This is a genomic window from Mongoliitalea lutea (assembly GCF_014652135.1).
GTDB classification, from domain to species: Bacteria; Bacteroidota; Bacteroidia; order Cytophagales; family Cyclobacteriaceae; genus Mongoliitalea; species Mongoliitalea lutea.
In genome coordinates this window covers 105,836-129,387 of the sequence record NZ_BMYF01000013.1, presented here as the reverse complement: position 1 = coordinate 129,387, position 23,552 = coordinate 105,836, and the positions used below count along the sequence as shown (strand labels likewise).

Here is a 23,552-nt window from a genome sequence, read left to right as displayed (position 1 = left end):
ATGGCATAAGCGTTCTGTATTTAAAGGTTAAGGTTGAAATTCTTCCTTTAATATACGAAATTTAGCTTATGCCTATTTTTCAAACATAATACCTTTGCGTGAACCCTTTTTTAATGCATTTGTACCCCAATCCGCGTCTCCTATATCACCATAAAGAAAAACACCAAAGCCACCGCCAATACCAATATCATCTTTTTCGCTTTTTCCTGGAGTTCTTCGGCTACTTTGCGCTGACGCATGACCATCACGGCAATGCTAAGTCCAAAAAACTGCAACAGTATTCCTACTCCATTTACCGGGTCCATGGGTACATTGGTAAAGGGGAAGTTTTTGTTAATCAAAGGAATCAGGCAGATGACAATACCTGTGATACCAAATAAGAAGGAGCGCTGTAATAGTAATCCGGAGTCTTTTTCTTTCCAGTTCATGGAGTGATGTGTTGTTTTCGTGTCTGTAAATAACGCTCCATTTCCTGACGCGTTAGGGTGTTGAAGGTTTTTTCTTTGGTCAGCCCGCCTTTGCGTGCTACCAAGACCCCATATTTCATATCCAAATACCCATCCATCTCATGCGCATCAGGATTGATGGAAAGCATGACCCCCTTTTCTAGGGCGTATTGGATCCATCGCCAATCCAAGTCCAAGCGCCATGGGTGGGAGTTGATTTCGATGACTACGCCATTGGCCGCACAGGCATCTATGATGACCTTATGGTCGATAGGGTAGCCTTCTCTTCTCAATAACAACCTCCCAGTAGGATGTCCTAGGATGGTGGTGTAAGGGTTTTCAATGGCTTTTAATAAACGGGCCGTGGCCTTTTTTTGATCCATGCTCAAGGAAGAATGGATAGAAGAGACGATAAAGTCGAAACTTGCCAGAACCTCGGTTGGGTAATCCAAACTCCCATCCAATAAAATATCACTTTCGATTCCTTTGAATATTTTGAAAGGAGCCAACTCTTTGTTGAGTGCATCGATTTCCTGATGTTGCTGCTGCACCCGATCAATGTCCAAGCCTCCTGCATAGGAAGCTGTGCGGCTGTGATCGGAAATCCCTAGATACTCGTATCCCAAAGCCTTGCAGTGCTCAGCCATTTGGAGAAGGCTATGTTTGCCATCCGAATAGGTAGAGTGATTATGCAAGATACCTTTCAAATCAGCAAGGGTAAGAAGTTTATCCAATTGTCCATCTTTGGCAATATCAAACTCAAAAAAACCATCTCTTAATTCTTCGGGAATAAAGGGCAGGTTTACTTTTGTGTAGAACGCTTCCTCAGAGTCCACTTCGGAGTTGCCCTGAATCGTCTCGGCCAAGGTTACATTGTTTTCTAGAGGATAAAGTAAATGCGCCTTCGATGCAGATCGGAGCATTTTTTCGCTGATAAATCGATTTGCGGATGAAAAATGGATGATCAGAGACACCTCAGGAGCGATGATTTTACCTCTCCATTTGAAAGGACTGGATTGTTGTTGGTCCTTTTCAATGTTTTCAAGATTGTCCAAGGTTTGAAGTGCTGCTTTAGGTTCGTCATTACCAACCAATAGTTCTATGGTATCGATGATTTCCATTTTTCGGGCAAAATCCCCCACAAAGGCAATCTTAGATACTCCAAGCTTCTCCTTTACTTCTTCCAACAAAGCTTCAGCACTGCCTTCAATATCTGCATACAGCCATTTTCCTTGATTAGCCGCCTTAAATTCTAAGGCTTGAATAATACTTTCTTGGGTTTTTTCTCCAAAACCTTTGGCCTTCGCTACTTGTCCTGATTGACAGGCCTCCATCAGTTCATGAGTAGAGGTAATATTCAACTCATCCCACAGGATTTTTACCTTTTTTGGACCTAAACCTTTGATTTCCAAAATCTCTAAAATACCCTTTGGCGTTCGCTGAAGCAAGTCGTCTAAGGTAGTGTGGGAACCAGTTTCTGCCAACGAAGCTATTACCTCGGCAATGCTTTTACCTATACCTTGGATGGATTGGAGTTCGGTAATGGATTTTCCTTCTATAGATACATCTCCTCGGTCAATGGTGTTGACTGCGGACTGGTAGCTTCGGATTTTGAAACTGTTCTCATCATGCAATTCCATCAGCTTGATGATCAATTTCAGGTGTCTAAGGATAGTTTTTTGGTCCAAAATGTGAAAAAGGTTGATTATATAGTAAGACAAATGTCATCAATTATTGTTTTAAAATGAAATCGATATAGTGTATCTTACCTACTTCAAAAATCGTTGTCTATGCAATACTGGCTAGTAAAATCTGAACCTGAGGAATATAGCTTTCAGGATTTGATGGGAAAAGAGGATGATATTTGGGATGGAATCCGCAACTATCAGGCCCGTAACTTCCTCAAATCTATGCAAATGGGTGATTTGGTGTTGTTTTACCATAGCGGAAAAGAAAAGGCAATCGTGGGGATCAGCAAAGTAGTGGAAGAAGCATTTCCTGATCCAAAAGGAGCCGATGGGAAAGGTTGGATGGCTGTTCGCCTTCAAGGCGTTAAAGCATTGACAAAACCGTTCACCTTGGCTACTATCAAGGAAGACCCTATCTGTGCAAGTCTACCTCTGCTCAAACAGAGTAGGTTATCTGTGATGCCTGTGGAAAAAGAAGTATTTGACCATATACTCGTGCAAACCCAATGAAAAAGACATTTATCACATGGATTTTGATTAGTTTGGCTTTTATCAGCCATGCGCAAATCACCTTTCTCAATAGGCATGAGGTGGAGGTCAAGTTCATGGAGAATGATTTTATGTTGATGGTGGAAGGTGATCAGGTAATTGGTTTTCGGACCTTGCCAGAGCGCGGTTTTAATTTAAAAACCAAATTACAGTTTTTTGTTGCCAATGAATCATTAAAAGCAGAACCCATTCATGAAGTTCTGCTCAAAGACAGCTACGATTTGGTAGGCTATGATATCGATGGAGGAATATTTTATGTCTTACTTCAAAAAGGAACTCCTTTTAGCACGGATAAATATTTAATTGCAATAGATATAGAAAGTAAGGAAGCTGAAGAAATTGATTTAAGCAAATTGTTGGGGATGGAGCTACAAGAGTTTGTGGTTTTTGGAGGAAGTGTGGCTTTGATGGGCTTGATAGAAAATAGGCCAGCAGTGCAACTTTTTCGGTTGGAAGATGGGAGTATTTTTACCTTGGAGGGAATATATTTCCGTGACAGTAAGATTTTGCAGGTGAGAAAAGACTCGGAATTAGGTCTGCTAGATATCTTGGTGTCCAAGCGTAATCGCTTCAAAGAAAAGCAACTCACCTTATTGAGTTTTGATAATCAGGGCAACAAGATGCGGGATATATTGATGCAGGATTCCGAAGATCGGGAAAATGAATTGGTAGAGGGGGTGCTTACTGGGATTCAAGATTATCAACAGCACATGCTGGGAACTTTTGGCCTACGAAGGAGAGAAGCTTACCGAGGCTTGTACATCTCTGAAATCAATCAATTTGGGGAGTATGAAATGAAAAAGTATACCATGGAGGACTTCCCCAATTATTATGCATATCTCACCGAAAAGCAAGAGTTAAAAAAGATCAGAGCGATTGAAAAAATCATTGAAAAAGGGAAAATACCTACCATTCGTCCTGTTTTTACGCTTCGGGAGATTATTCCAACACCTGAGGGTTTTTTGATATATACCGAAAACCTTACCATCAATAACCCTCGGTATGCAGCACGTGATGGGATGTATTCTCCCCAAGTGAATGCAAATCAACGGATGTTTTATGATCCGAATTTCATGGGAGGGCCTTGGGGTGTGCGGAATCCAGGCTTCCGCACGATGAATGCAATGACTCCTACCGAATACAGGTATCATGCAGCTTACATGATCTATATTCATCGGGATGGTAGAGTATTATGGGATAATGCGATCAATTTGTTTAATCATACCCGCGTGATTCCCGGTAAATATGGAGAGGTACACTTCGACGGAAATAAATTACATTTTCTTCACCTGAATGGGGTGAAAATTATAGCAACATACTTGAAAAATGGAGAAATGATTTTTTTGAATGAGGAGTTTGAGATTCAACTGATGGATGAAAATGCCCGGATTCGGGAAACAAAAGAAGAGTCCTTAGAGCTCCGTTATTGGTACGATGATTTCTTTCTGCTTTCGGGTAAGCAAAAGGTCCGTTTTATGGATGAAAATATGAAGGAAGCCACTCGGGATGTTTTCTTCGTGACCAAACTCAAAGTGGATGGAGAGCTTTTTAAGGGAGAGCAACAATCTAGAATGCTACGGAATGTAAAGTGAGGGGCTTACTTATGTTACCGAATAATTCGCCTATCCAAATTGAGTGGATACAATTTGATTGCTAGGGAAGGAAATAACTCAGCTAGTGGGTTAATGACAAGATTAAGGGAAGTGGGGTCTACAATGGAAGGAACAGCAAAGCCCAATCTCCCTTCCATCAAAAGTTTATTGCCAAAATTCATCGATACCTGAGTTGCCGGGAGGCTATTCCAACCGATAGGTAATTCGTCAATGTTTGGTATGTAAATGTGTTCGCTCGGTAAATCAAATTCGATGATTGTGTAAAGGATGTGTCGTTCCGAAGAGAAAAGCTCCGGATCAATGGTCAGTCTTTCCACTAATGCTACGGAAAGGCTAGCACCTGCATACAGGGCAGGAGTACCGGGTAAATTCCATCTGCCTCCATAGCGTTTGGCGCCTTCACCACTCGTATCAGCATAAGTTGTCAGCGCAATTCTATAAGCTTTCATCAACTTATACAGCAATACCATGCTGCAAGCGCATGATCTCAGACTTTAAGATGTCCAAGCCCTCGGATACATCTATCAAATCCAATGGCTTGCGATTACCAATAGAAAAAAGTGGGCGCTCCATCCATCTACGGAAACCTTCTAAGCCAAAATAAGAGATGCCCATAGCATATAGCTCAGCCAACTCAAACATCTTTTCTGATTGGATGGTGTCAAATACTTCTTTGCGCTGTATGGTCTTGGCAGAAATGCCCAATGCCCCTGCCAAGGTATTGTAATCTAATCCTGCTATCGCTTTGAGACTTTCGAAAGATTCCTTGCGGAGTCCATCTCTAAAAGTGTCAACCCGAGTCAATGGCTCATCAAAAAAGCCACTGTCCATATTAAGAATGGAGTCAATCGAGAACACCGCTTTGCCATAAGAAGCTATTGCAGGCTCGCTAACTTTTGAAGATTTTTTGGCCATAACACTAATCGGTAAATTGTCTTCTAATATAACGTAATTTGTCCAAAAAATCATTTCGTATAGGTGATTTTTTTTAATACTGACTGTTTAAACTTTATTGTGAATTTTGTGAAGACCATATTAATGCAAAAATCCCCAAACAGGATTGCTTGGGGATTTGTATATCAGACTAGGATTAATTATTTGGCGTAGCTTACTGCTCTCATTTCCCGAATGACAGTAATCTTGATTTGGCCAGGATACTGCATTTCCTTTTCGATCTTTTGGGAAATATCGAAGGATAGTTTGCTTGCTGTCTGATCATCTACATTGTCTGCATCTACCATGACACGCAACTCTCTACCTGCTTGCATAGCGAAGCACTTGTTGACTCCATCAAAACTCAAAGCAAGGTTTTCCAATTCTTTGAGTCGCTTGATGTAGCTATCCATGATTTCTCTTCTCGCACCCGGTCTGGAGCCTGATACAGCATCACATGCTTGTACTATAGGTGAGATCATGGTGGTCATCTCGATCTCATCGTGGTGAGCTCCGATAGCATTACAAACTTCTGGGTGCTCCTTATACTTTTTGGCCAACTCCATACCCAAGATTGCGTGAGGTAGCTCTGCTTCTTCTGGATACACTTTTCCAATATCGTGTAAGAGACCTGCTCTTTTTGCCAACTTGGCATTCAAGCCCATTTCAGCTGCCATGGTAGCACACAGGCGGGCTACTTCTTTAGAGTGATGCAACAAGTTTTGACCATAAGAAGAACGGAACCTCATACGGCCTACCATCTTGATAAGCTCCGGATGCAGGCCATGGATGCCCAATTCTATACAGGTTCGTTCACCGATCTCGACAATTTCTTCTTCGATGTTTTTCTCGGTCTTTTGAACTACCTCTTCGATACGAGCAGGGTGAATACGCCCATCCTGTACCAAGCGATGCAGGGAAAGTCTTGCAACTTCTCTTCTTACAGGATCAAAACCGGAAATGATGATGGCCTCAGGCGTATCATCTACGATGATTTCAACACCCGTAGCGGCTTCCAAAGCACGGATATTTCTACCCTCTCTACCGATAATTTTACCTTTGATGTCATCTGATTCAATGTTGAATACGGACACACAGTTTTCAATGGCGTGCTCGGTAGCAGTCCGCTGAATAGTATCCAATACAATCTTCTTAGCCTGCTTGGTTGCTGTGAGCTTCGCATTGTCCAAGATGTCTTTGATGTGGGAAGAAGCTTTGGTCTGTGCTTCATCTTTCAACATTTCCACCAATTGCTCTTTAGCCTCTTCTTTGGTTAGTCCAGCGATTTTTTCCAAGTCAGCGATACGCTGATTGGTCACGCGGTCTAATTCTTCTTTTTTTACTTGAACTGCATGCAATTGAGCCTGTAGATTTTCTTTTTTGGAATCCAATTCAGCTTCTTTTCGCTTAATTTGCTCCAATTCTTTTGAAAGAACTTGCTCTCTTTGCTTGATTTTGTTTTCGTTGGTGATGATGATGTTTTTCTTTTTGTTCATCTCATCTTCAAACTCCGATTTCAGCTTTAGATACTTTTCTTTGGCTTCTAATATACGGTCCTTTTTCAATGCTTCTGCATTGATTTCTGCTTCACGGACAATGCTTTTGGCTTTATCCCGTGCTTCATCTTCGATTTTCTTGCTATTGTTTTTTACAAGTACACTGGCTAATCCAGCTCCTACGGCAAGGCCAATGACGCCTGCTAGGATAATAAATAAAACGGTTGCTCCCATAGGTAATATATAGTTTATTACGCTACCATGAAGAGCTTAAAAAGCTACCAACTGAGATTGGTACGATAATTATAAAAGAGTTTCGAGCTGTTGATTGATGCGTTCTACGTTGGATTTTATCAATTCACTGTCTTCACTATTGATGAGGTTTTGCTCCATGGACTCAACTACTGCGTCAAATGCCACCATGGCCAACAAATCCTGCCTGTCATCCAAGCCAAACTCATCGCGGTATCTTTTGATTTTATCGTTAATCAACTTGCCTGCATGTCTGATTTTTGCTTCATCCTCTGCTTTCACCTTCATGGGGTACTCTCGATCCCCGATCTTGATTCTTATTGAAAGTGTTTCCATATCACTCAGACAAATAGGCGATTATATTGTCAATTTCCTGTATATAATTATTGATCTTTTCTCTCAATTCGGCAGACTCTAAGTCCTCTACCGGTATGCTGTTTACAAGTTTAGCGATTTTAATTTGATTTTTAAAATCCTCCAACGTACGTTCTTTCGCTTCCAGTTGATTTCTCAACGAAACTAACTCAGACTGCAAGGTCTCATTGTCTTTTTGAGCTTGCTGAAGTTTCTTTCCCAGCTGCTGTACGAGTTTCTCGGTACGTTGGAGTGATTCGTGAATCATATTATTTTCGGATGTATGCTCCTACTTCGTTTTCAAAACTTTGAATTAAGCGGGACATGGTCTTTTCAATTACTTTATCTGTCAAAGTTTGCTCTGTATCCTGTAAGTAAAAGCTCAATGCATAGGCCTTTTTACCTGCCTCGATTTTGTCCCCCTGATACACATCAAAGGCACCCATGCGCTGCAATAACTTTCCTCCGGCTTTCAAAGCTACCTTTTTGATTTGATCGTAGGAAACCTCACGGTCAATTACCAAAGAAAGGTCTCTTCTTACTTCGGGGAATCTAGAAATTTCTTGGAATTTTTTAAGCCCACTGGCTTTTTTACCCAATAAATCCCAATCCAATTCTGCGTACCAAACCTCTTGTTTTACTTCAGCTAATTTGGTCAAGGATTCCTGGACCAAACCTGCCGTTCCCAATATTTTTTCCCCTAGTTTCAATTCTAGGGCATAGTCAAATGGGGCTTCGTGAACGATAGCCGTGCTAGCATTGCTGATGCCTAATTTTTCCAGCAAAAGCTCTACTGCTGCATACAAATCTGTAAAGCTCAATTTTTTGGAAGGTTCCAGCCAGGTCTCTGCCGCTTTGTCTCCGGTCATGAAAAGGGCAATTTTTCTTCCCTCAGCATAGCCTTCGGATGTTTTCGCATACACCGTACCGAATTCAAATACTTTTAAGTCCTTTTGTCTACGATTGATATTATGTGCCAATACTTCCAAACCTGAAAACAACAAAGTCTGCCGCATCACCCCAAGGTCTTCGCTCAGTTTATTGAGAATTTCAACATTGTGAGCTGGATTTAAGAATCCTGACTTCTCTGCATATACAGGCTTGGTCAAGGAATTGGTGATGATTTCGTGAAAACCTCTCGAAGCCAATAATTCACTTAAGCGTAGTTGGAGTTTATTGAGGTCTTTGCTTGGATGCTCAGCTAGGTAGTCTGATTGTAGGTTTTCGCTCAACTCCACATTGTCAAATCCATAGATCCTTAAAATCTCTTCGATGACATCAGCCTCTCTAGTTACATCCACTCGATATGGCTTTACCTTTACCGTAATGTTTTTCTCTGTTTCTCCGATGTAGGAAATTTCCAGGGATTCCAAAATCTCCTTGATGGTCGATTTTTCAAGTTTTTTCCCAATCAGGCGGTCAATGTTGGCATAGCTTACCTCAATGACGCGGTCCTCAACGGCCTGTGGATACAAATCAATAACCGGTGAAGAAATTTCCCCACCTGCAATCTCCTTGATTAGCATTGCAGCTCTCTTCAATGCATACACAGGCATATTAGGGTCAGTACCGCGCTCAAAGCGGAAAGAAGCATCTGTTTTCAGACCGTGGAATTGAGAGCCTTTACGGATGATGTCCGGAGAAAAATAAGCAGACTCTAAGAAAATACTTCTTGTTTGTTCAGATACTCCCGAACCTTTCCCCCCAAATACCCCGGCAATACACAAACCGCCTTGCTCATCACAGATCATCAATTCCTCACCGGATAGTTTGCGTTCTTTCTCGTCTAAGGTGACGAATGGAGTGTCTTTTGCCAGTTTTTGGACGATAATTTTGCCTCCTTGAATTTTATCCGCATCAAAGGCATGCAAAGGCTGTCCCAGATCATGTAAAATGAAATTGGTGATATCAACGATATTATTGATCGGGTCTAGATCCAATGCCTTCAGGTAGTTTTGTAACCACTCCGGCGAAGGTCCAACTTTTACATTAGAAATTGTCAAACCTGCATAGCGAGGACAATCAGCTGCGTCTGCTACTTCTACAGGAATGATGCGTGATTCGTTGTCATGCTTGAAACCATCCACGGAATGCATGCAGATTTCTCTTCTTAAAAGTGCTCTGAGGTCACGTGCAACACCTAGGTGGGAGGCAGCATCAGCTCTATTGGGGGTTAAGCCTATTTCAAATACAAAATCATTGACAATATTGAAATATTCAGCAGCAGGTGTTCCATTAGGTAAATCTGTATCCAACACCATGATGCCAGCGTGGCTTTCTCCGATGCCGATTTCATCTTCGGCGCAAATCATTCCTTGAGATACCTCCCCACGGATTTTGGCTTTTTTAATTTCGAAAGGTTCACCCGTAACTGGGTAAAGCATACTGCCTTCTGTAGCAACAATTACTTTTTGTCCTTTCGCTACATTGGGAGCGCCACACACAATGGGCACTACATCCGAGCCGATGTCAACAGTCGTCAAGCTCAATTTGTCCGCATTGGGATGTCTTTCACAAGTCAGTACTTCTCCTATGACTACACCTTTTAGGCCGCCCTTGATGGATTCAAATTGCTCAATTCCTTCAACTTCCAGTCCACTACCTGTAAGCAAAGCTCCGATTTCCTCAGGACTTTCTTGAATGGCTATGTAGGTTTTGAGTCTATTATATGAAATTTTCATTTGTTCTGCTTTTCAAAATGATGCACAAATTTAAGATAAAAGCTGTAGGCAGGAAGCCTTGAGCCGAAAAAGTGTAGAATTTGAAAGCAGAAGGGTAGAAAGGTTGAATACCGGAGTATCTAGCCTTTCACATAATCCTTTTCCCCGGCCTCGATGGCTATTTCCAAGATATTTTCCCGCGGGGGCAGTGGACAGGCATATTCAGGATTGTATGCACAATACGGATTATAAGCCAAGTTGAAATCTATGGTGATGCTGTTTTTACCATCCTGCTTTAAGTTGAGGTAGCGACCTGCGCCATAGGTGCTTTCTCCACTTGTGGCATCTGCAAAGGCAAGGAAGAAATTCCTCTTATCCGTCTCTCGTGAGGCTTGTAAAAGTAAAAGCCGTACTTGTTGACCCTGAATCTGAAACTCCGCATAGGAGTGCTTGAGGTACTTTTCCACACTGCCATCAGTCATAGGGATTTCCAACATTTTACGGTCTTCTACAGGGACCATTTTGGCACGGATACGATAGGAGGGGTCGATTGGGAAGAAGTCCAATTCACCCAAAGCCTTTTTTTGGTCTTCCGTAAGTGGAGATTCAGCATTGAATCGAAGATATTTGTACTGTTTGTCTCGCTCTCGTTCAATGTTTTCAACGTAAACATCGTCATTGGAAACAAATTTCAACATGTATACAAATGCTATAGCGATAACCGCCAATACCCCAATTGTAATGATCGTTCGAGTTGTCATGAGTTACATTAATCCTTCATCGGCGAAGCTAAAATAGGCAACATCTGTGAATATCAGGTGATCGAGTACGGATACTTCCAGATTTTTGCCAACATCAACCAGTTTCTGTGTCAAACGACGATCCTGTTCAGAAGGTTTAACATTGCCTGATGGGTGGTTGTGGACCAAAATCATTCCATTAGCGGTGCATTCCAAAGCATATTTGAAGATGATTTTGGGATCTGCTACAGTGCCGGTGGTGCCCCCCGAGCTGATCAGCTGTTTTTTTATGACATAATTATTACGGTTCAAGTACAGGACATAAAAGTGCTCCACGGGTTCATCTAGCAAATCTGGCTTCATCAATTGCCATACATCTGAAGAGGAGGAGATTTTGAAACGCTTGGATTGTTCTGTTATCAATTTCCGCCTTCTGCCAAGTTCTAGCGCGGACACGATGGTGATGGCTTTTGCTTCTCCAATGCCTTTGAATTTTTTAAGATCCGTGATAGATTTTTTTGCCAATTCAGATAGGTCGTAATTACAGTGCTTGAGGATGTGTTTGGCTAAGTCTACGGCACTCAGAGATCTGGTGCCTGACCCAATTAGAATGGCCAAAAGTTCTGCATCGGACAAATGTGCTTTGCCACGAAGCAATAATTTTTCCCGTGGACGGTCATCTTCTGCTAAAAGTGAGATTTTGATCGAGTTGAATGCTTCCATAGTCCAAGTGGTTTTGATAATAAATCAAAAAACTATTGGATAAAAGTATAAACTGGACTAAAAATAAAAAAGCCCTGACATCGCTGACAGGGCAATTTAAACGTTTAAGTTTATATTAGGCTAATGCATTAACCATCTTAGTCAACTTAGACTTCTTGTTAGATGCATTGTTCCTATGAATGATGTTCTTCTTAGCAAGTTTGTCAATCATGGATGTTACTGTTTTCAATAACTCCTGAGCCTCAGCTTTATCAGTTACATTTTTCAGCCTTTTGATAAACGTACGAGTCGTTTTGTGCTGATATCTGTTTCTCAATCGCTTGGCTTCGTTTGCACGGATTCTCTTAAGTGCGGATTTATGATTTGCCATATCTTTATTTACTTAAATTCTTTTGATACACCCCAATTCTAAACGGAGTGCAAAACTAATACAAATATTTTTAACTGCAAAGGGATTTTCAAACAAAACCTTGTTGAGTATGAAAATCATATGTGATTCTAGTATTCCCGCCGAATGCTGCAAAGGTAGTGTTTTTCAAAGGATTCAAACAACCTTCTCTCATAAAATTTAAAATTCATGCCGTATTTCCACGATTTTGGCCGTATGACCTTGAGTTTGCAAAGGAAAAGTAGAAAGGGTTTGAAAATTAGTCGATTAATTAAACGTTTAACTTGTGCCCATTTCATGGAATCTCTTGTGTATTCACGTAGCTTTAAGCATGTTTTATTTGATGGTTTAACGTTGGTACTGCCTGTCTATGAGCGATCGTTGGAAAAGAAAGTTGATCCAAGTAATACTATTGGTGTTATTGTTAGTGAGTGTAGGGGAATGTTATGCATGGGGCTTTTTTGCGCATAGGAGAATTAATAGACAGGCCGTATTTTCCTTGCCACCGGAGATGTTCGGGTTTTTCAAGTACCACATTGATTATATTACCGATAATGCGATCAATCCCGATAGGAGAAGGTATGCGGTGCTTGGGGAGGCCGAAAAACATTACATTGATGTGGAGGCTTATGGAGATAGTGCACTTTATAAACTTCCTCGTTATTGGCATCAAGCTTTGGAAGTGTATGAGGAATCTCACCTTAGAGCACATGGCATAGGCCCTTGGAACGTGTATCATGTTAAGCTCCAATTGACCAATGCTTTTTTGAAAAAAGATAAAAAAGCCATTCTACGACTTGCCGCGGATTTAGGGCATTACATCGCGGATATGCATGTACCCCTGCATACCACACAGAATTATAATGGGCAATTGACCAATCAACATGGGATTCATGCGTTTTGGGAAAGTAGGATTCCTGAGCTTTTGGTAGATGAGTATGATTTTTTTGTCGGGCAGGCGATGTATATAGAAAGACCACAGCTCGCGATTTGGTCCGCAGTTGAGGGAGCTCATGCTGCTTTGGATTCAGTCCTTCGATTTGAACGGGAGCTTACCGCTCGCTTTGACAAGGATAAAAAGTTTACCTACGAGGAAAGGGGAGGTATCAATACCCGTTTACATTCCCGTCCATTTACTTTAGCGTATCACGAATTGTTAGACGGTCAGGTTGAGCGGCAAATGCGGGCAGCCATCAAACTGGTGGCAGATTTTTGGTACACAGCATGGATTGATGCAGGTCAGCCGGTTCTGGGAGATTTATTGGACATCAAAGAACAGTTGCCTGAGGAAAAGTTTGACACCAAAGACCCACTGCCTGTGAGGGAGCATGAAGGGCTTGTGCTCTCGCTGAATGCGCTGAATTGGCGGAAAGGTAGAGAGGATATTGGTTGATATTGGGATAGGAGAGATTATTTGAGATAGATGGATGAAATAAATGGGAAAAAGTTTGAAAATTAATTGATATTAATTTTCAAAAATTCATTGGGATTAGTTTGGTTCAACTTTTAATTTTTTGAATACTATCTTTGCAATAAATGAGTGAATTATGGAAAAAATAAAAATCGTGTTGTTGGTACTTTTTTTGAATGGTTTGTTTTTTAAGTGCATTGCGCAAAATAATCAACATGTCATTTTAATTTCTCTCGATGGCTTTCGATATGATTACGTGGAGCGTTTTCAACCCGAAAACCTGAGTAAGTTCATAGCCTCGGGAACTGCTGCGGAAGCATTGATACCCTCTTTTCCGACCAAAACTTTTCCCAATCATTACAGCATCGCTACAGGGATGCGCCCGGAAAATCATGGCTTGGTGGATAATTCTTTTTATGACCCTTATAAAGACCAAGTATATAATATTCGGGATCGTAGCATTGTAGAGGATGGCTATTGGTATGGAGGGACTCCGATTTGGGTGCATGCAGAAAAGAACGGATTGACAACAGCTTCTTACTTTTTCGTTGGATCGGAAGCTCCTGTACAAGGTATTAGACCAACCCATTATTTCAATTACGATGGGAATGTGCCGAATCTGACGAGAATTGCTAAGGTTTTTGAGTGGTTAAATCTTCCGGAAGATGAAAGGCCACGCTTGATCACCATGTATTTTTCTGATATGGACGATTTCGGACATCGCTATGGCCCGAGTAATGATGTGGAGGTTGGGAAGCGCTTAGAGAAACTCGACCGGGAATTAGGAGCATTATTGGAAGGAATCAAAAGTTTTGATTTTGATGTCAATGTAATTATTGTGTCAGATCATGGGATGGCAGACGTTCCAAAAAACCAATTGGTAAACTTGGATGATATTACTGAGGGTATCAACGGCAGGGTAGTGAACAATGGAGCGCTAGCTCATGTGTATTTGGAAAATCCAGCGGAAGTTGATGCAGTGTTAAAGCAGTTGAATGCCCAAGAAGCTCCTTTCAAGGCGGTGAAGGTAGAAAATCGGGAGTACTACAAAACTCTTGATTTGTATCAAGAGCGCATTGGTGATATTCTAATCCTGCCTGAATTGGGCTATTACCTGACCACTCCATCAGGGATGATGAGTTATCAGAATCGTTCTGCTATGTTTAAAACGGATGTTTTTGGTGAGCATGGGTATAGCCCGGAATACCAAGAAATGCACGGGATATTTTATGCGGCAGGACCAATGATACAAGAGGGTTTATCCATTCCAGCTTTTGATAATGTTCATGTGTACCCTTTGATCTGTATGTTGTTAGGATTGGAGGTGCCGGATTATATTGATGGGAACTCGGAGGTTTTAAAGCCTGTTCTTCAATCAAAATAATCCAAACGTATGAAAAGACAGCTTTCAACTCGGGAAGATGTTCAGTTTTTGGTGAATAGCTTTTATGCCCAAGTGCGGGAAGACGCAACCCTCGGAAGAATATTTAATAGGATTGTTCATGATTGGCCAACACATTTGGAACGATTGGGAGACTTTTGGGAGATGGTCTTGCTACAGTCGGGACCTGGGGCTGGCAAGTTTAGCCCTGTTCCCGTTCATAAAGAAGTGGATAGAACTTTTAATCGCCAACTCGAACAAGCGCATTTCGAGCATTGGCTGGGCTTATGGTTTGGTACAGTAGATACTTATTTTGAAGGAGAGGTGGCAGATTACGCCAAAGAACACGCCGGAAGGATGGCCCAAATTTTATTTTTTAGAATAATGGAAGGCAGGGCTCAAGACTAACAATTTTCATTCAAAAGGGTTGATAGGAAAACCCATTTCAACTGATGCAAAAACTCACGCTTATTTTTCTGATTGTTGCTTTATCTGCTTGTTCTCTTAAGCGGGTGGAGCGCTTCAAAGACATTACCTACTTAACAGCATCAGATTCGCTTCCCGAGAAAAAACTTAACGTGTTTAAGCCTAAAAAATCGAAAGATGCACCTGTCTTATTATTCATTCATGGAGGGAGTTGGGATTCTGGGGACAAAGAGATTTATAATTTTCTAGGAACTCGTTTTGCGAAAAAAGGAGTAGTCACAGTCATTATGGATTATCCCTTGAGTCCTGAATATCAAGTGCAGTCTATGGCCTTGGCATCAGCTCAGGCAGTTAATTGGATGCATGAATCCATTGAGGAATACGGGGGAAGCAAAGATCGTATTTTTGTATCTGGACATTCTGCCGGTGGACATTTAGCCAGTTTGATAGCGGTAAATAACAAGTATTTTGATCAATTGGGGGTATCTAACCCTATCCAAGGCGCGGTGCTGATTGATGCCGCCGGTTTGGACATGAAGTGGTTTTTGGAGCAGATGAATTATGAACCGGGTACATCCTACAATATTCCATTTACGGACTCACCTGAAGTTTGGGAAGAAACCTCGCCTATCTACCACCTAGATGTCGAAGACCCTCCATTGCTAATTATGCTTGGTGGTCGTACACTTCCAGGTAACACCCTTACTACGGAACGTTTTATGGAGGCTCACAAGTCATTTGAGCCTAATCCCAAGTATATTTTTCAACCACGGAAAAAGCATAAAGGGATGATTGTCCAGTTTATTTATACACCTAACAAAGTCTATCGGGAGATTTTAAAGTTTATGGGGGAGTGAGATTCTAAGGGTTAGGAGCTGATTTCTTTTTTGCCCTCCATAGGATAGCCAAGCTTATGGGTACGAATGCACCTGAAATGATGTTTGCTGTAAGTGAGACAGTAGGAACATCCCCACTATTGTTTCCAATTCCCCAAAATGCCCATGATGCCACCAAAGGAATAGCCATACTTTCAAATTTGAGTCCCATCAGCACATAGATTGTTGCTGCTATTAATAAAATTCCCACGGAGACCACAGCGTAGTCTAAAAAGGATAAGTTAAATGTGCTTATCCAAATACTGATATTGAGAACTGTTGCAGCAATTACCCAACCCGTATAGATCCGCAGGCTTGTTTGGCTGAAAAAGTTTAGACTAAAAAAGGGATTTGTATTCAAAGAGGAAGTTCGGATGGTAAGTGTGACTAAACTAATGAGTAAGGCAATGATGATCAGTACGGAAACAAAAATCATTTCAGAGGTCCAAAAGTAAATCCAAGCAGCATTGAAGATATTGCTTAGGATAAACCATGCACCTAGCTTCTCTGATATATTCTGCCCTTTGGACCGTATAGCTTCTATGATAAGCTGAATACAAAGAATGCTTAGCCCCAGATAGATCAATCCCCAAATTGCAAATGTGAATCCTGCAGGTGTAATGTCTACACTGTAAATTGCACTGATTTCTCCCACGCTTTTTCTTCCGTCAAATCCAGTGGAAAAGAGGTAATTCATAAAAATAGTGAGACCAAAGCTTAGGAGATTGGCTACTAGCAGAACTTGATTTTTCATAAGTTTAAAATAGTTTTTTGAAATATAAGAAAAATGTCTTGAAAGCTGTTTCGAATAATTCCACTTGGATGTTATATTAAACTAAGCAGGAGTTTCTATATTGGGTATTCAATCAATAGAACTCTTTGTTATGAATTTTTATCTTTTGAGAGCAACCTTGGTGCTCATGATGCTATTTTCTTGGTTTTCTTTGCTTGCTCAAGTGCAGCAAGCGACTATTTTTGAAAATGTGCGTGTATTTGACGGGCAGTCCAATAGGCTTTCAGGCCCACTCCATGTCTTGGTAGTGGGTAATAAAATCGAGCGTATCAGCGCTGTGCCCATTACCGATATAACCGATGCAATGAAGATTATAGCTGATGGGAAGACGCTGATGCCAGGATTAATAGATGTGCATGTGCATCTGACTTTTGGAGCCTTGACTATGAGAGAAATGATGTCGCCCATGTTTTCAGAGGGAATGATGATGGAAAAGGTAGCCGTCAATGCTGAGAAAATGTTGATGCGTGGCTTTACCTCGGTCAGGGATGCCGGTGGTCCGATTTTCCCATTAAAGATGGGGATCGACACGGATAAGATCAATGGTCCTCGGGTGTGGCCATCAGGAGCTACGATATCCCAAACTGCGGGTCATGGAGATTTTAGAACGCCTGAGGAGCGATCCCGTAAATTCTTCGGCGAACCTTCCCGTGCCGAACGCTTCAATGCCACATTTATAGCAGATGGAAGGGATGAAGTATTGACTGCGGTGAGGGAAAATCTAAGATTTGGTGCTAGTCAAATCAAGTTAATGGCCGGAGGAGGGACATCTTCTGCCTATGATCCGGTAGATGTGACGCAGTATACTTTTGATGAGATGCGTGCAGCTGTGGAGGCAGCTGAAGATTGGGGCACGTATGTCATGGTTCATGCCTACACGCCCAGAGCTGTGCAGAGAGCTATTAAAGCGGGGGTAAAATGTGTGGAGCATGGGCAATTACTGGATGCTAAGACCTTGAGATTGGTAAAAAGAAAAGGAGTTTGGTTGAGTACCCAAAATTTAGTAGAAAGTACGCCCGAAATGGACCAACTTCGATTAGAAAAGCGTAGGCCTGTTATTGAAGGGCAATCAAAGCTATGGCCTATGGCAAAAAAGATGAAGTTAAAAATTGCTTGGGGCACGGATTTCTTGTTTGAACCTGAATTGAATGAGCAGCAAAATGCCTATATACTTAAACTTCAACAATGGTTTAGCAATGCCGAAATATTGAAAATGGTCACCCATGATAACGCTCAATTGCTTCAATTATCAGGTTTGCGAAGTCCTTATCCAGGCAAATTGGGGGTAATAGAAGTAGGAGCTTTGGCAGATGTGATTTTGGTAGATGGGGATCCTTTGGCGGATTTGTCGATAATTGCCAATCCTACCGAGAAATTTAAAGTGATTATGAAAGATGGCAATCTGTATAAGTATATTATGGATTGATATTTTCAAATACAGAGCTTAAATCCAGTTCAAATCCCTTCACAGCTTGTGAATGGGCAATGTCACCCATGGTCAATAACTTAGAAGCTTGATATTGCCCGTTTACCAGCGTGTATATCATCAAGGTACATTCTACTGGTTGTACAATCCAGTATTCCAATACACCAGCTTCTTGATAGACATCATATTTGTGCTTCAATTCCTTTTGGTTGTTTCCAGGGGATAAAACTTCGACTATCAGGTCTGGAGCGCCCACACAACCCAATTCATCAATCTTGGAAGGGTCGCATACTACGCAAATATCGGGCTGCACTACTGTATCGATGTCCTCATTTTTTCTAGATTTTACCGGAAGACGTACATCAAAAGGTGCCACAAACGCCTCGCAAGTTCTTGAATTGAGAAAGTTTGAAAGTGTAATAAAAATTTTGCCAACTGCCCTTTGATGATTAACTCTAGGAGCAGCTGCATGCTTAAATACTTTTCCTTTGATCAATTCCACCATTTCCTCCATCTGCCATGTTAAGTAATCAGCATAAGAGGATTTGCCATATTCACTGATTGGCTCATTGGTTTTTGAAATTTCTTTATCCTGCTCCATTGTGTGAAGTTACTGAAAATGAGTTAAAAAATTATAGAATCCTCTTGTTGGTATATTGATGACAATCTCAGCGGTACCCTGTCTTAAGGGAGATGGGGATTCGGCGCAACTGTTGACCAGTAGGGGTAGGATTGTAATCCAATATAATTTGAGTCTTTTTATGTTACGGGAACGTCATAAAAGGAATAAACGCCACAAATGGAGGGTTAATGTTATGTTTTCCAGTAAATTAGTGTCAATTGCCGAGTATTCTTGTGTTCCTCTGCAGCTGGCGTATAAACTAAGATATCAAATTTATTTTGATTCTTTTCTTTCAAATAAAACCGCATTATAGCCTTCTGTAACTATCAACCTATTGCCTATGATTGGAATAGAAGAAATTGAAAATCCCTGTTGGGGACTATAACTTTTGGAAAAAATAAAGTCTCCTTCAATGATCAGTTTATTTACGATACTAGAAAGAGTGTCTTTAGGAGCAACTAGTAAATAGGAAGGGTTTTGCTCCAAAATTTTGAAAACTGTTTCATCTTCAGGGAGTTTTGATACTTCGAATGAAACCAATTGGTTATTATTTTTGACCAGAGAATAATAAAATACGAAAGGAGCAATGACAACTTTATTGGACTCTAAAGAAGATTGGACGAAGTTATTGATGCCTTTGGTGTTTCTTTGGTCATAAGAGCTAAATATGACTAGATTTTTCAAAAAGAAAACACTTAAGAAAACAGCTATACAGCCTAGCACACCAATCCTGATTATTTTGCTTTCTAGAAAACTTGAATTTATTCCAATTAGAATAAATGGTACTACCATAGCTCCATATGGACCAATCTCTTTTACAAAAAGAGAAAAAAACAAATAATTTACTAATGCAACGAATAATTTTGCTGTTACATTTTTTTTTACGACACTTAAAATTAATGCAATAATCAAGAGTAAGCTTAGGATATCCTCAAGGTGACCTCGAATAAATGAAACTCCGACATGTTCTGAAGTAGATGAATCAGAAATGATTTCTTGAATTACATAAAGAGAAGAACCTGTTGTGAAAAAACTCCAAGAGAGAAAACTGCCAATTACACATGCAAATGGTAAAAAACTGTAAAATATTAGTTCAATTTTTTTTCTTGGGTTTTGTGAAATATTTTTTAGAAAATATACATACACCCCTGGAAATAAAAAGGCAACCCGAGGGGTTGTTAGCACGGCAATAGAAAACCAAAAAGAAACCCAAATTGAACTTTTAAGATTAAGTGCTTTTCCTTGAAAAAACGGGAAATACCCAACCAAGCAAAATAAAACACTTAATAAATCCATTCGACCACTATGAGAATTTTGGATGAATAAAGGGCTTAATAAAAATAAAATAAGAATTAAGGGGTTAAACTTTAAGAAACGATGAGATAGCCATACTATCAATAATCCTGAAATTAGATTTAACAATCTAAAAGTAGTAGGGTTTAGTCCCAAAACTTGGGCGGGTATATATTGTAAAATAAAATAGATTGGCCCGTATGATAGTTGATTGCCCGAAAAGAACTGTGGAGCTAGAGTGAATGCTAAATTTTTTGAGACTGATAAAGAATTGGTCATGTCTGCAAAGTAAACTTCATCAAACCATGGCAAAGGTGAAATTGGAAGTGTTAAAAAGTGCCAAATAACTAATAAGATAAATGATATGTAAAAGTAGTTAATATTTATATGTTTCATCTAAATCAAATTTTCACAATTCAAATATATCATTTTTCACTAGTAAGAATACCCTACCACACTTCCTTTCTCTGTATCCAGTTCTACCTTCGCATAAACACCTATCTCTTGTTGGAGTTCTTCTACATGGGAGATGATACCGACGATGCGGTTTTCGTGGCGGAGAGACTTTAGTGTTTCAAAGACTGCGCGGAGGGAGTTTTTGTCTAAGGCTCCGAAACCTTCATCTAAGAAGAAGAAGGATTGATCGGCTTGATTCAGGGCTTTTACTTTTTCTGCCAAAGCTAAAGCCAAACACAATGAAGCTTGGAAGGTTTGTCCACCAGAGAGGGTTTTGAGCAAGCGTCTTTTGCCTCCATTGAGGTAATCTACTACCCAAAAGGTATTGTTGTCGTCAATTTCCAAACTGAGACTGTTTTTGGTCAACTTCATGAAGCGGATGTTGGCAGTGTTACAGAGTTCTTTCAGGTAGATGGAACTCACATACTTCACAAATCCACTGCCCTTGAATAATTTCTCTAACTCCTTGAGATTGGATTCTCTGTTTTCAACTTGAGAAAAGACTTGCAGCAACTGGGTTTTTTCTTGCAATTGCTTTTCGAGGGTAATAATTTCTTTATCCAGCAGGGTGAAGTCTTTGGTAAGCGCATCAAAAGCTTCTTTGTGAACCTGAACTTGCTGTTTCAAGCTTTCAAATCCCTCTTGGCTAAAGTTTACAACTCCTTCTTCTGCTTCTAATTCTTTGATTTTACTATTTACGAGCAAACTTCTGTCTTCAAATTGCCGGATTTCTGCATCGACTTTATCTGCATCCAAGGAATGATGGAATAGCGCAATCAACTGTTCCTCACTTTCAAAACCATGGGTGACCATCAGTTGCTTGAATTCCTGCTCCAGCTGTTCGATGCGCGAGCTTGTTGCGACGATTGCTTCCTCCTGATGCTGCAAACTGGAAAGGTTGGTGGCTTGCTTGGTCTTGGTGTCCTGGATTACTTTCACCTTTCCTTCCAGCAAGGAGGCTGTTTCGTCGATATCTTTTTGTACTTTTTGGATGGTCACTACAATGCTGGCAGGCGTTTTTTCAAAGAATGCTTGACAAAAAGCGATATCTTGAATCTCTTCCCGCTTAGCCTGTTGCTTACTTTGTAAGGCAATCAAGGCTTGCTGGGCGGCTCGCAACTTTTCTTCTTGCTCAATGACTCTTTTTTGGAGCTGATCCCAGGCTTGTCGCTTTGCTTTGATGTTTTTTTCCAGCGCTGTTTTGGAAATACTAGTTTGCTCCGCTTGTTGGATAGCATGATTCAAATTTTCCAGAGATGCTATTCCTTGGGCATTCAGCTTTTCCCAAACGCCTGCTTGTTCTTCTTTTATCTGCTGAATGTTGCTTGCTAGACTTGACTGCTGCTGCAACTGTCCCTCCAGACGAATTTCCTCTTGTTTGACCGTCTCTTGAAGTGAACGGATTCGCTCCATCCCCTTTTGGGCCTGCTCCATGCTTTGTGTAATTGCTTGTATTTCCTCAGATGGTTCCCCTTCCAATGCTTGTGGATGCTCCAAGGAACCACATAGTGGACAAGGTTCTCCATCATGTAATAAATGGATATGCGCTGCTAAACCTGCTTTTTGGATCAGTTTTTCTTTTTGTGCTTCAAGTGCCGGAATAGATTTTTTTTGAGTTTCCATCCAGCTTAAAAAGCTAGCTTCAGAAGGAGGAACTTGTTGATTGATCGTTGCTATGGAGGCTTTTAGGTTATTAATTATTTGGATAAGCTTCTGCTGTTCAACATTCAACTTTAGAAGCTGTTCCTCCATGCGTTGCAAGCTTGTGGCTTGACTTTTCCAGTCAGCAAGGGCATTCGTATCTACCATTGGTAGTTCTTCCAATTGTTGCTCTAGCTCCTTCAGTTGATCAGTTAGCTTTTGAAGCTCCTCTTTTTCTTGGGCGATAGTTGGGAGGAGTTTATCAGTGATGGCATTGGCTGCATTCACCTCTTCTGTGATCACTTGGATATCAATCACCTTTCTCAAATCCCGGATTTTGGCCTCCCGCTCGGGTTTAAGTTCTGCTTTTTTGCGAAGCTGTTGTTCTTCTTCCTCCAATTCTTGCAGTTCTTGCATATAAGTTTCCCGAAATCTTCGGCAGTTTTCGGCACTGACCTTGGCTTTCTCTAAATCCAGTTTCTTTTCCTGAATCTGTTCCCAAACGGGTTTAAGGTAAGTTTTGGCTTTTAAAAACTCCTTCCAAATGGTTTTCTTTTCCTGAATAGCAGGTTTCTTTTCTTCCAAAAGCTTCCATTCTTTGAGGAAACCCTGAAGTTCATGGTATTTTCCTTGTAAACCTTCTTGTGATTTTACTAACTGCCCTTGAAGCTTCAATGCTTCCCGCTTGTGTTCTACTTCGAGAGCTAGTTGTTGGGCTTGGGATTTTTTACTGCTCAAGGTGGCCTCATTCACATCCTCCAAACCAGCCAATTGGGTCTCCAATCGGATCTTTTCATCTTTGGTGGTCCGAAGCAAGCTTCCTGTCTTCGCTGCTAAATCAAAGCGCTCAAGTCCAAAGAGTTCCTTCATCATGTCCGCACGAGGGCCTGGGGTCAAATCGATAAACTCCCGGAATTTCCCTTGAGGGATAATCACAGTTTGCTTGAAGTGCTCCTTTTTCATTCCCAAAATCTCTTCAGCACTTTTGTCTATTGGAGTCCAAACAGCTTCTTCCCATTGGTAGAAGGTATGCTCCGCAGGTTTTACTTCTTCAAATTTTTTTGGATTGCGTTTGGCTGAATAAAGGGAGCGATAGGTATGTGCATTGTTTTTTCCTGAGCGAAATTCGAAAATGATTTTGACCGCTTCGGATTGCAGGTTGAGCATGCTATTTTTCTCTCCTCTGTCGGATAAACGCTCCGTACTTCCGTAGAGCGCTAATAAGATAGCCTCCAAGATGGAAGACTTGCCACTACCCACTGCACCAAAAATCCCAAATAATCCAGCAGCCGTAAGCTGGGTAAAGTCCACAACTTGTTTTTCCTTGTATGAGTATAAACCTTCTATTTCTAGTTTGAGAGGGATCATATTATTGTCTTGAGTTTA

Annotated in this window: 22 protein-coding genes; 7 read left to right on the top strand and 15 right to left on the bottom strand. The window is 40.9% G+C overall.

Features of this window, described 5'->3' with window-relative positions; translation table 11 throughout:
- Window positions 1-140: 140 nt before the first annotated feature.
- Together IE080_RS11755 and IE080_RS11750 are read right to left on the bottom strand one after the other, a co-directional pair.
- Entirely contained in the window at window positions 141-428 is a 288-nt protein-coding gene (locus tag IE080_RS11755) for a hypothetical protein (RefSeq protein WP_189582542.1), read from the bottom strand.
- Window positions 425-2,086 (bottom strand): helix-hairpin-helix domain-containing protein, encoded by a 1,662-nt coding sequence (locus tag IE080_RS11750; protein ID WP_229800609.1) that lies wholly within the window; start codon window positions 2,084-2,086, stop codon window positions 425-427. The genes IE080_RS11755 and IE080_RS11750 overlap by 4 nt, the downstream gene beginning before the upstream one ends.
- Window positions 2,087-2,236: 150 nt before the next feature.
- On the opposite strand from IE080_RS11750, the gene IE080_RS11745 reads away from it, so the two are divergent.
- Window positions 2,237-2,644, top strand: a complete 408-nt coding sequence (locus tag IE080_RS11745) for an EVE domain-containing protein (RefSeq protein WP_189582536.1) — start codon at window positions 2,237-2,239, stop codon at window positions 2,642-2,644.
- Entirely contained in the window at window positions 2,641-4,275 is a 1,635-nt protein-coding gene (locus IE080_RS11740) for a transcriptional regulator (RefSeq protein ID WP_189582534.1), read from the top strand. The genes IE080_RS11745 and IE080_RS11740 overlap by 4 nt, the downstream gene beginning before the upstream one ends.
- Window positions 4,276-4,289: 14 nt before the next feature.
- Here IE080_RS11740 and IE080_RS11735 read toward each other — a convergent pair whose 3' ends face one another.
- The 9 genes from IE080_RS11735 to rpsT all read right to left on the bottom strand — a co-directional run bounded on the left by IE080_RS11735 (window position 4,290) and on the right by rpsT (window position 11,824).
- Entirely contained in the window at window positions 4,290-4,745 is a 456-nt protein-coding gene (locus IE080_RS11735; protein WP_189582531.1) for an RES family NAD+ phosphorylase, read from the bottom strand.
- A 4-nt stretch (window positions 4,746-4,749) separates the two neighbouring features.
- Window positions 4,750-5,211: an Xre family toxin-antitoxin system antitoxin gene (locus IE080_RS11730; RefSeq protein ID WP_189582529.1), complete on the bottom strand. Its 462-nt coding sequence runs from the start codon at window positions 5,209-5,211 to the stop codon at window positions 4,750-4,752.
- 179 nt (window positions 5,212-5,390) lie between these two features.
- Window positions 5,391-6,959: a ribonuclease Y gene (rny, locus tag IE080_RS11725; protein WP_189582526.1), complete on the bottom strand. Its 1,569-nt coding sequence runs from the start codon at window positions 6,957-6,959 to the stop codon at window positions 5,391-5,393.
- Window positions 6,960-7,028: 69 nt separating this feature from the next.
- Window positions 7,029-7,313, bottom strand: a complete 285-nt coding sequence (locus IE080_RS11720; RefSeq protein ID WP_189582523.1) for a cell division protein ZapA — start codon at window positions 7,311-7,313, stop codon at window positions 7,029-7,031.
- Window position 7,314: 1 nt separating this feature from the next.
- The gene (locus IE080_RS11715) at window positions 7,315-7,599 is read right to left on the bottom strand and encodes a hypothetical protein (RefSeq protein ID WP_189582520.1); all 285 of its coding nucleotides are present in this window, start codon (window positions 7,597-7,599) and stop codon (window positions 7,315-7,317) included.
- A gap of 1 nt (window position 7,600) precedes the next feature.
- On the bottom strand, window positions 7,601-10,012 hold the full coding sequence (pheT, locus tag IE080_RS11710) for a phenylalanine--tRNA ligase subunit beta (protein WP_189582517.1): 2,412 nt from the start codon (window positions 10,010-10,012) through the stop codon (window positions 7,601-7,603).
- 119 nt (window positions 10,013-10,131) lie between these two features.
- Window positions 10,132-10,752, bottom strand: coding sequence for a DUF1684 domain-containing protein (locus tag IE080_RS11705; RefSeq protein WP_189582514.1), 621 nt, complete (start codon window positions 10,750-10,752; stop codon window positions 10,132-10,134).
- Between the two features lie 3 nt (window positions 10,753-10,755).
- Entirely contained in the window at window positions 10,756-11,454 is a 699-nt protein-coding gene (gene radC, locus IE080_RS11700; RefSeq protein ID WP_189582511.1) for a RadC family protein, read from the bottom strand.
- A 115-nt stretch (window positions 11,455-11,569) separates the two neighbouring features.
- A complete protein-coding gene (gene rpsT / locus IE080_RS11695) occupies window positions 11,570-11,824 on the bottom strand; it encodes a 30S ribosomal protein S20 (RefSeq protein WP_189582508.1) in 255 nt (84 codons plus the stop codon).
- Window positions 11,825-12,212: 388 nt separating this feature from the next.
- Here rpsT and IE080_RS11690 point away from each other — a divergent pair, with 388 nt between their 5' ends.
- From IE080_RS11690 to IE080_RS11675, 4 genes are all read left to right on the top strand, one after another.
- On the top strand, window positions 12,213-13,235 hold the full coding sequence (locus IE080_RS11690) for a zinc dependent phospholipase C family protein (RefSeq protein WP_229800607.1): 1,023 nt from the start codon (window positions 12,213-12,215) through the stop codon (window positions 13,233-13,235).
- 154 nt (window positions 13,236-13,389) lie between these two features.
- Window positions 13,390-14,637, top strand: a complete 1,248-nt coding sequence (locus IE080_RS11685; protein WP_189582505.1) for an alkaline phosphatase family protein — start codon at window positions 13,390-13,392, stop codon at window positions 14,635-14,637.
- Between the two features lie 9 nt (window positions 14,638-14,646).
- Window positions 14,647-15,042 (top strand): group III truncated hemoglobin, encoded by a 396-nt coding sequence (locus tag IE080_RS11680; protein WP_189582502.1) that lies wholly within the window; start codon window positions 14,647-14,649, stop codon window positions 15,040-15,042.
- Between the two features lie 44 nt (window positions 15,043-15,086).
- Window positions 15,087-15,917: an alpha/beta hydrolase gene (locus IE080_RS11675; RefSeq protein WP_189582499.1), complete on the top strand. Its 831-nt coding sequence runs from the start codon at window positions 15,087-15,089 to the stop codon at window positions 15,915-15,917.
- A gap of 4 nt (window positions 15,918-15,921) precedes the next feature.
- On the opposite strand, the gene IE080_RS11670 is transcribed toward IE080_RS11675, so the two are convergent.
- Window positions 15,922-16,689: a TspO-related membrane protein gene (locus IE080_RS11670; RefSeq protein ID WP_189582496.1), complete on the bottom strand. Its 768-nt coding sequence runs from the start codon at window positions 16,687-16,689 to the stop codon at window positions 15,922-15,924.
- A gap of 130 nt (window positions 16,690-16,819) precedes the next feature.
- On the opposite strand from IE080_RS11670, the gene IE080_RS11665 reads away from it, so the two are divergent.
- On the top strand, window positions 16,820-18,154 hold the full coding sequence (locus IE080_RS11665) for a metal-dependent hydrolase family protein (RefSeq protein ID WP_189582493.1): 1,335 nt from the start codon (window positions 16,820-16,822) through the stop codon (window positions 18,152-18,154).
- On the opposite strand, the gene IE080_RS11660 is transcribed toward IE080_RS11665, so the two are convergent.
- The 3 genes from IE080_RS11660 to IE080_RS11650 form a co-directional block, all read right to left on the bottom strand.
- Entirely contained in the window at window positions 18,144-18,755 is a 612-nt protein-coding gene (locus IE080_RS11660; protein ID WP_189582490.1) for a Uma2 family endonuclease, read from the bottom strand. The two genes, IE080_RS11665 and IE080_RS11660, sit on opposite strands and share 11 nt — an antisense overlap.
- A 294-nt stretch (window positions 18,756-19,049) precedes the next feature.
- Window positions 19,050-20,465 carry an ArnT family glycosyltransferase gene (locus IE080_RS11655; protein ID WP_189582487.1) on the bottom strand — a complete coding sequence of 472 codons (1,416 nt, stop codon included), beginning with the start codon at window positions 20,463-20,465 and terminating at the stop codon, window positions 19,050-19,052.
- A gap of 39 nt (window positions 20,466-20,504) precedes the next feature.
- Complete coding sequence (locus tag IE080_RS11650; protein ID WP_189582485.1) at window positions 20,505-23,534, bottom strand: SbcC/MukB-like Walker B domain-containing protein; 3,030 nt, start codon at window positions 23,532-23,534, stop codon at window positions 20,505-20,507.
- Window positions 23,535-23,552: the final 18 nt, after the last annotated feature.

What these genes read in the sequence shown, in the direction of transcription:
- IE080_RS11720 (WP_189582523.1), bottom strand. Translation starts at nt 7,313, where the DNA reads ATGGAAACACTTTCAATAAGAATCAAGATCGGGGATCGAGAGTACCCC.
- pheT (WP_189582517.1), bottom strand. Translation starts at nt 10,012, where the DNA reads ATGAAAATTTCATATAATAGACTCAAAACCTACATAGCCATTCAAGAA.
- IE080_RS11675 (WP_189582499.1), top strand. Translation starts at nt 15,087, where the DNA reads ATGCAAAAACTCACGCTTATTTTTCTGATTGTTGCTTTATCTGCTTGT.
- IE080_RS11750 (WP_229800609.1), bottom strand. Translation starts at nt 2,086, where the DNA reads ATGGAATTGCATGATGAGAACAGTTTCAAAATCCGAAGCTACCAGTCC.
- IE080_RS11660 (WP_189582490.1), bottom strand. Translation starts at nt 18,755, where the DNA reads ATGGAGCAGGATAAAGAAATTTCAAAAACCAATGAGCCAATCAGTGAA.
- IE080_RS11650 (WP_189582485.1), bottom strand. Translation starts at nt 23,534, where the DNA reads ATGATCCCTCTCAAACTAGAAATAGAAGGTTTATACTCATACAAGGAA.
- IE080_RS11690 (WP_229800607.1), top strand. Translation starts at nt 12,213, where the DNA reads ATGAGCGATCGTTGGAAAAGAAAGTTGATCCAAGTAATACTATTGGTG.
- IE080_RS11740 (WP_189582534.1), top strand. Translation starts at nt 2,641, where the DNA reads ATGAAAAAGACATTTATCACATGGATTTTGATTAGTTTGGCTTTTATC.
- IE080_RS11715 (WP_189582520.1), bottom strand. Translation starts at nt 7,599, where the DNA reads ATGATTCACGAATCACTCCAACGTACCGAGAAACTCGTACAGCAGCTG.
- radC (WP_189582511.1), bottom strand. Translation starts at nt 11,454, where the DNA reads ATGGAAGCATTCAACTCGATCAAAATCTCACTTTTAGCAGAAGATGAC.
- IE080_RS11730 (WP_189582529.1), bottom strand. Translation starts at nt 5,211, where the DNA reads ATGGCCAAAAAATCTTCAAAAGTTAGCGAGCCTGCAATAGCTTCTTAT.
- IE080_RS11745 (WP_189582536.1), top strand. Translation starts at nt 2,237, where the DNA reads ATGCAATACTGGCTAGTAAAATCTGAACCTGAGGAATATAGCTTTCAG.
- IE080_RS11685 (WP_189582505.1), top strand. Translation starts at nt 13,390, where the DNA reads ATGGAAAAAATAAAAATCGTGTTGTTGGTACTTTTTTTGAATGGTTTG.
- IE080_RS11735 (WP_189582531.1), bottom strand. Translation starts at nt 4,745, where the DNA reads ATGAAAGCTTATAGAATTGCGCTGACAACTTATGCTGATACGAGTGGT.
- rny (WP_189582526.1), bottom strand. Translation starts at nt 6,959, where the DNA reads ATGGGAGCAACCGTTTTATTTATTATCCTAGCAGGCGTCATTGGCCTT.
- IE080_RS11705 (WP_189582514.1), bottom strand. Translation starts at nt 10,752, where the DNA reads ATGACAACTCGAACGATCATTACAATTGGGGTATTGGCGGTTATCGCT.
- IE080_RS11665 (WP_189582493.1), top strand. Translation starts at nt 16,820, where the DNA reads ATGAATTTTTATCTTTTGAGAGCAACCTTGGTGCTCATGATGCTATTT.
- IE080_RS11655 (WP_189582487.1), bottom strand. Translation starts at nt 20,465, where the DNA reads ATGAAACATATAAATATTAACTACTTTTACATATCATTTATCTTATTA.
- IE080_RS11755 (WP_189582542.1), bottom strand. Translation starts at nt 428, where the DNA reads ATGAACTGGAAAGAAAAAGACTCCGGATTACTATTACAGCGCTCCTTC.
- rpsT (WP_189582508.1), bottom strand. Translation starts at nt 11,824, where the DNA reads ATGGCAAATCATAAATCCGCACTTAAGAGAATCCGTGCAAACGAAGCC.
- IE080_RS11670 (WP_189582496.1), bottom strand. Translation starts at nt 16,689, where the DNA reads ATGAAAAATCAAGTTCTGCTAGTAGCCAATCTCCTAAGCTTTGGTCTC.
- IE080_RS11680 (WP_189582502.1), top strand. Translation starts at nt 14,647, where the DNA reads ATGAAAAGACAGCTTTCAACTCGGGAAGATGTTCAGTTTTTGGTGAAT.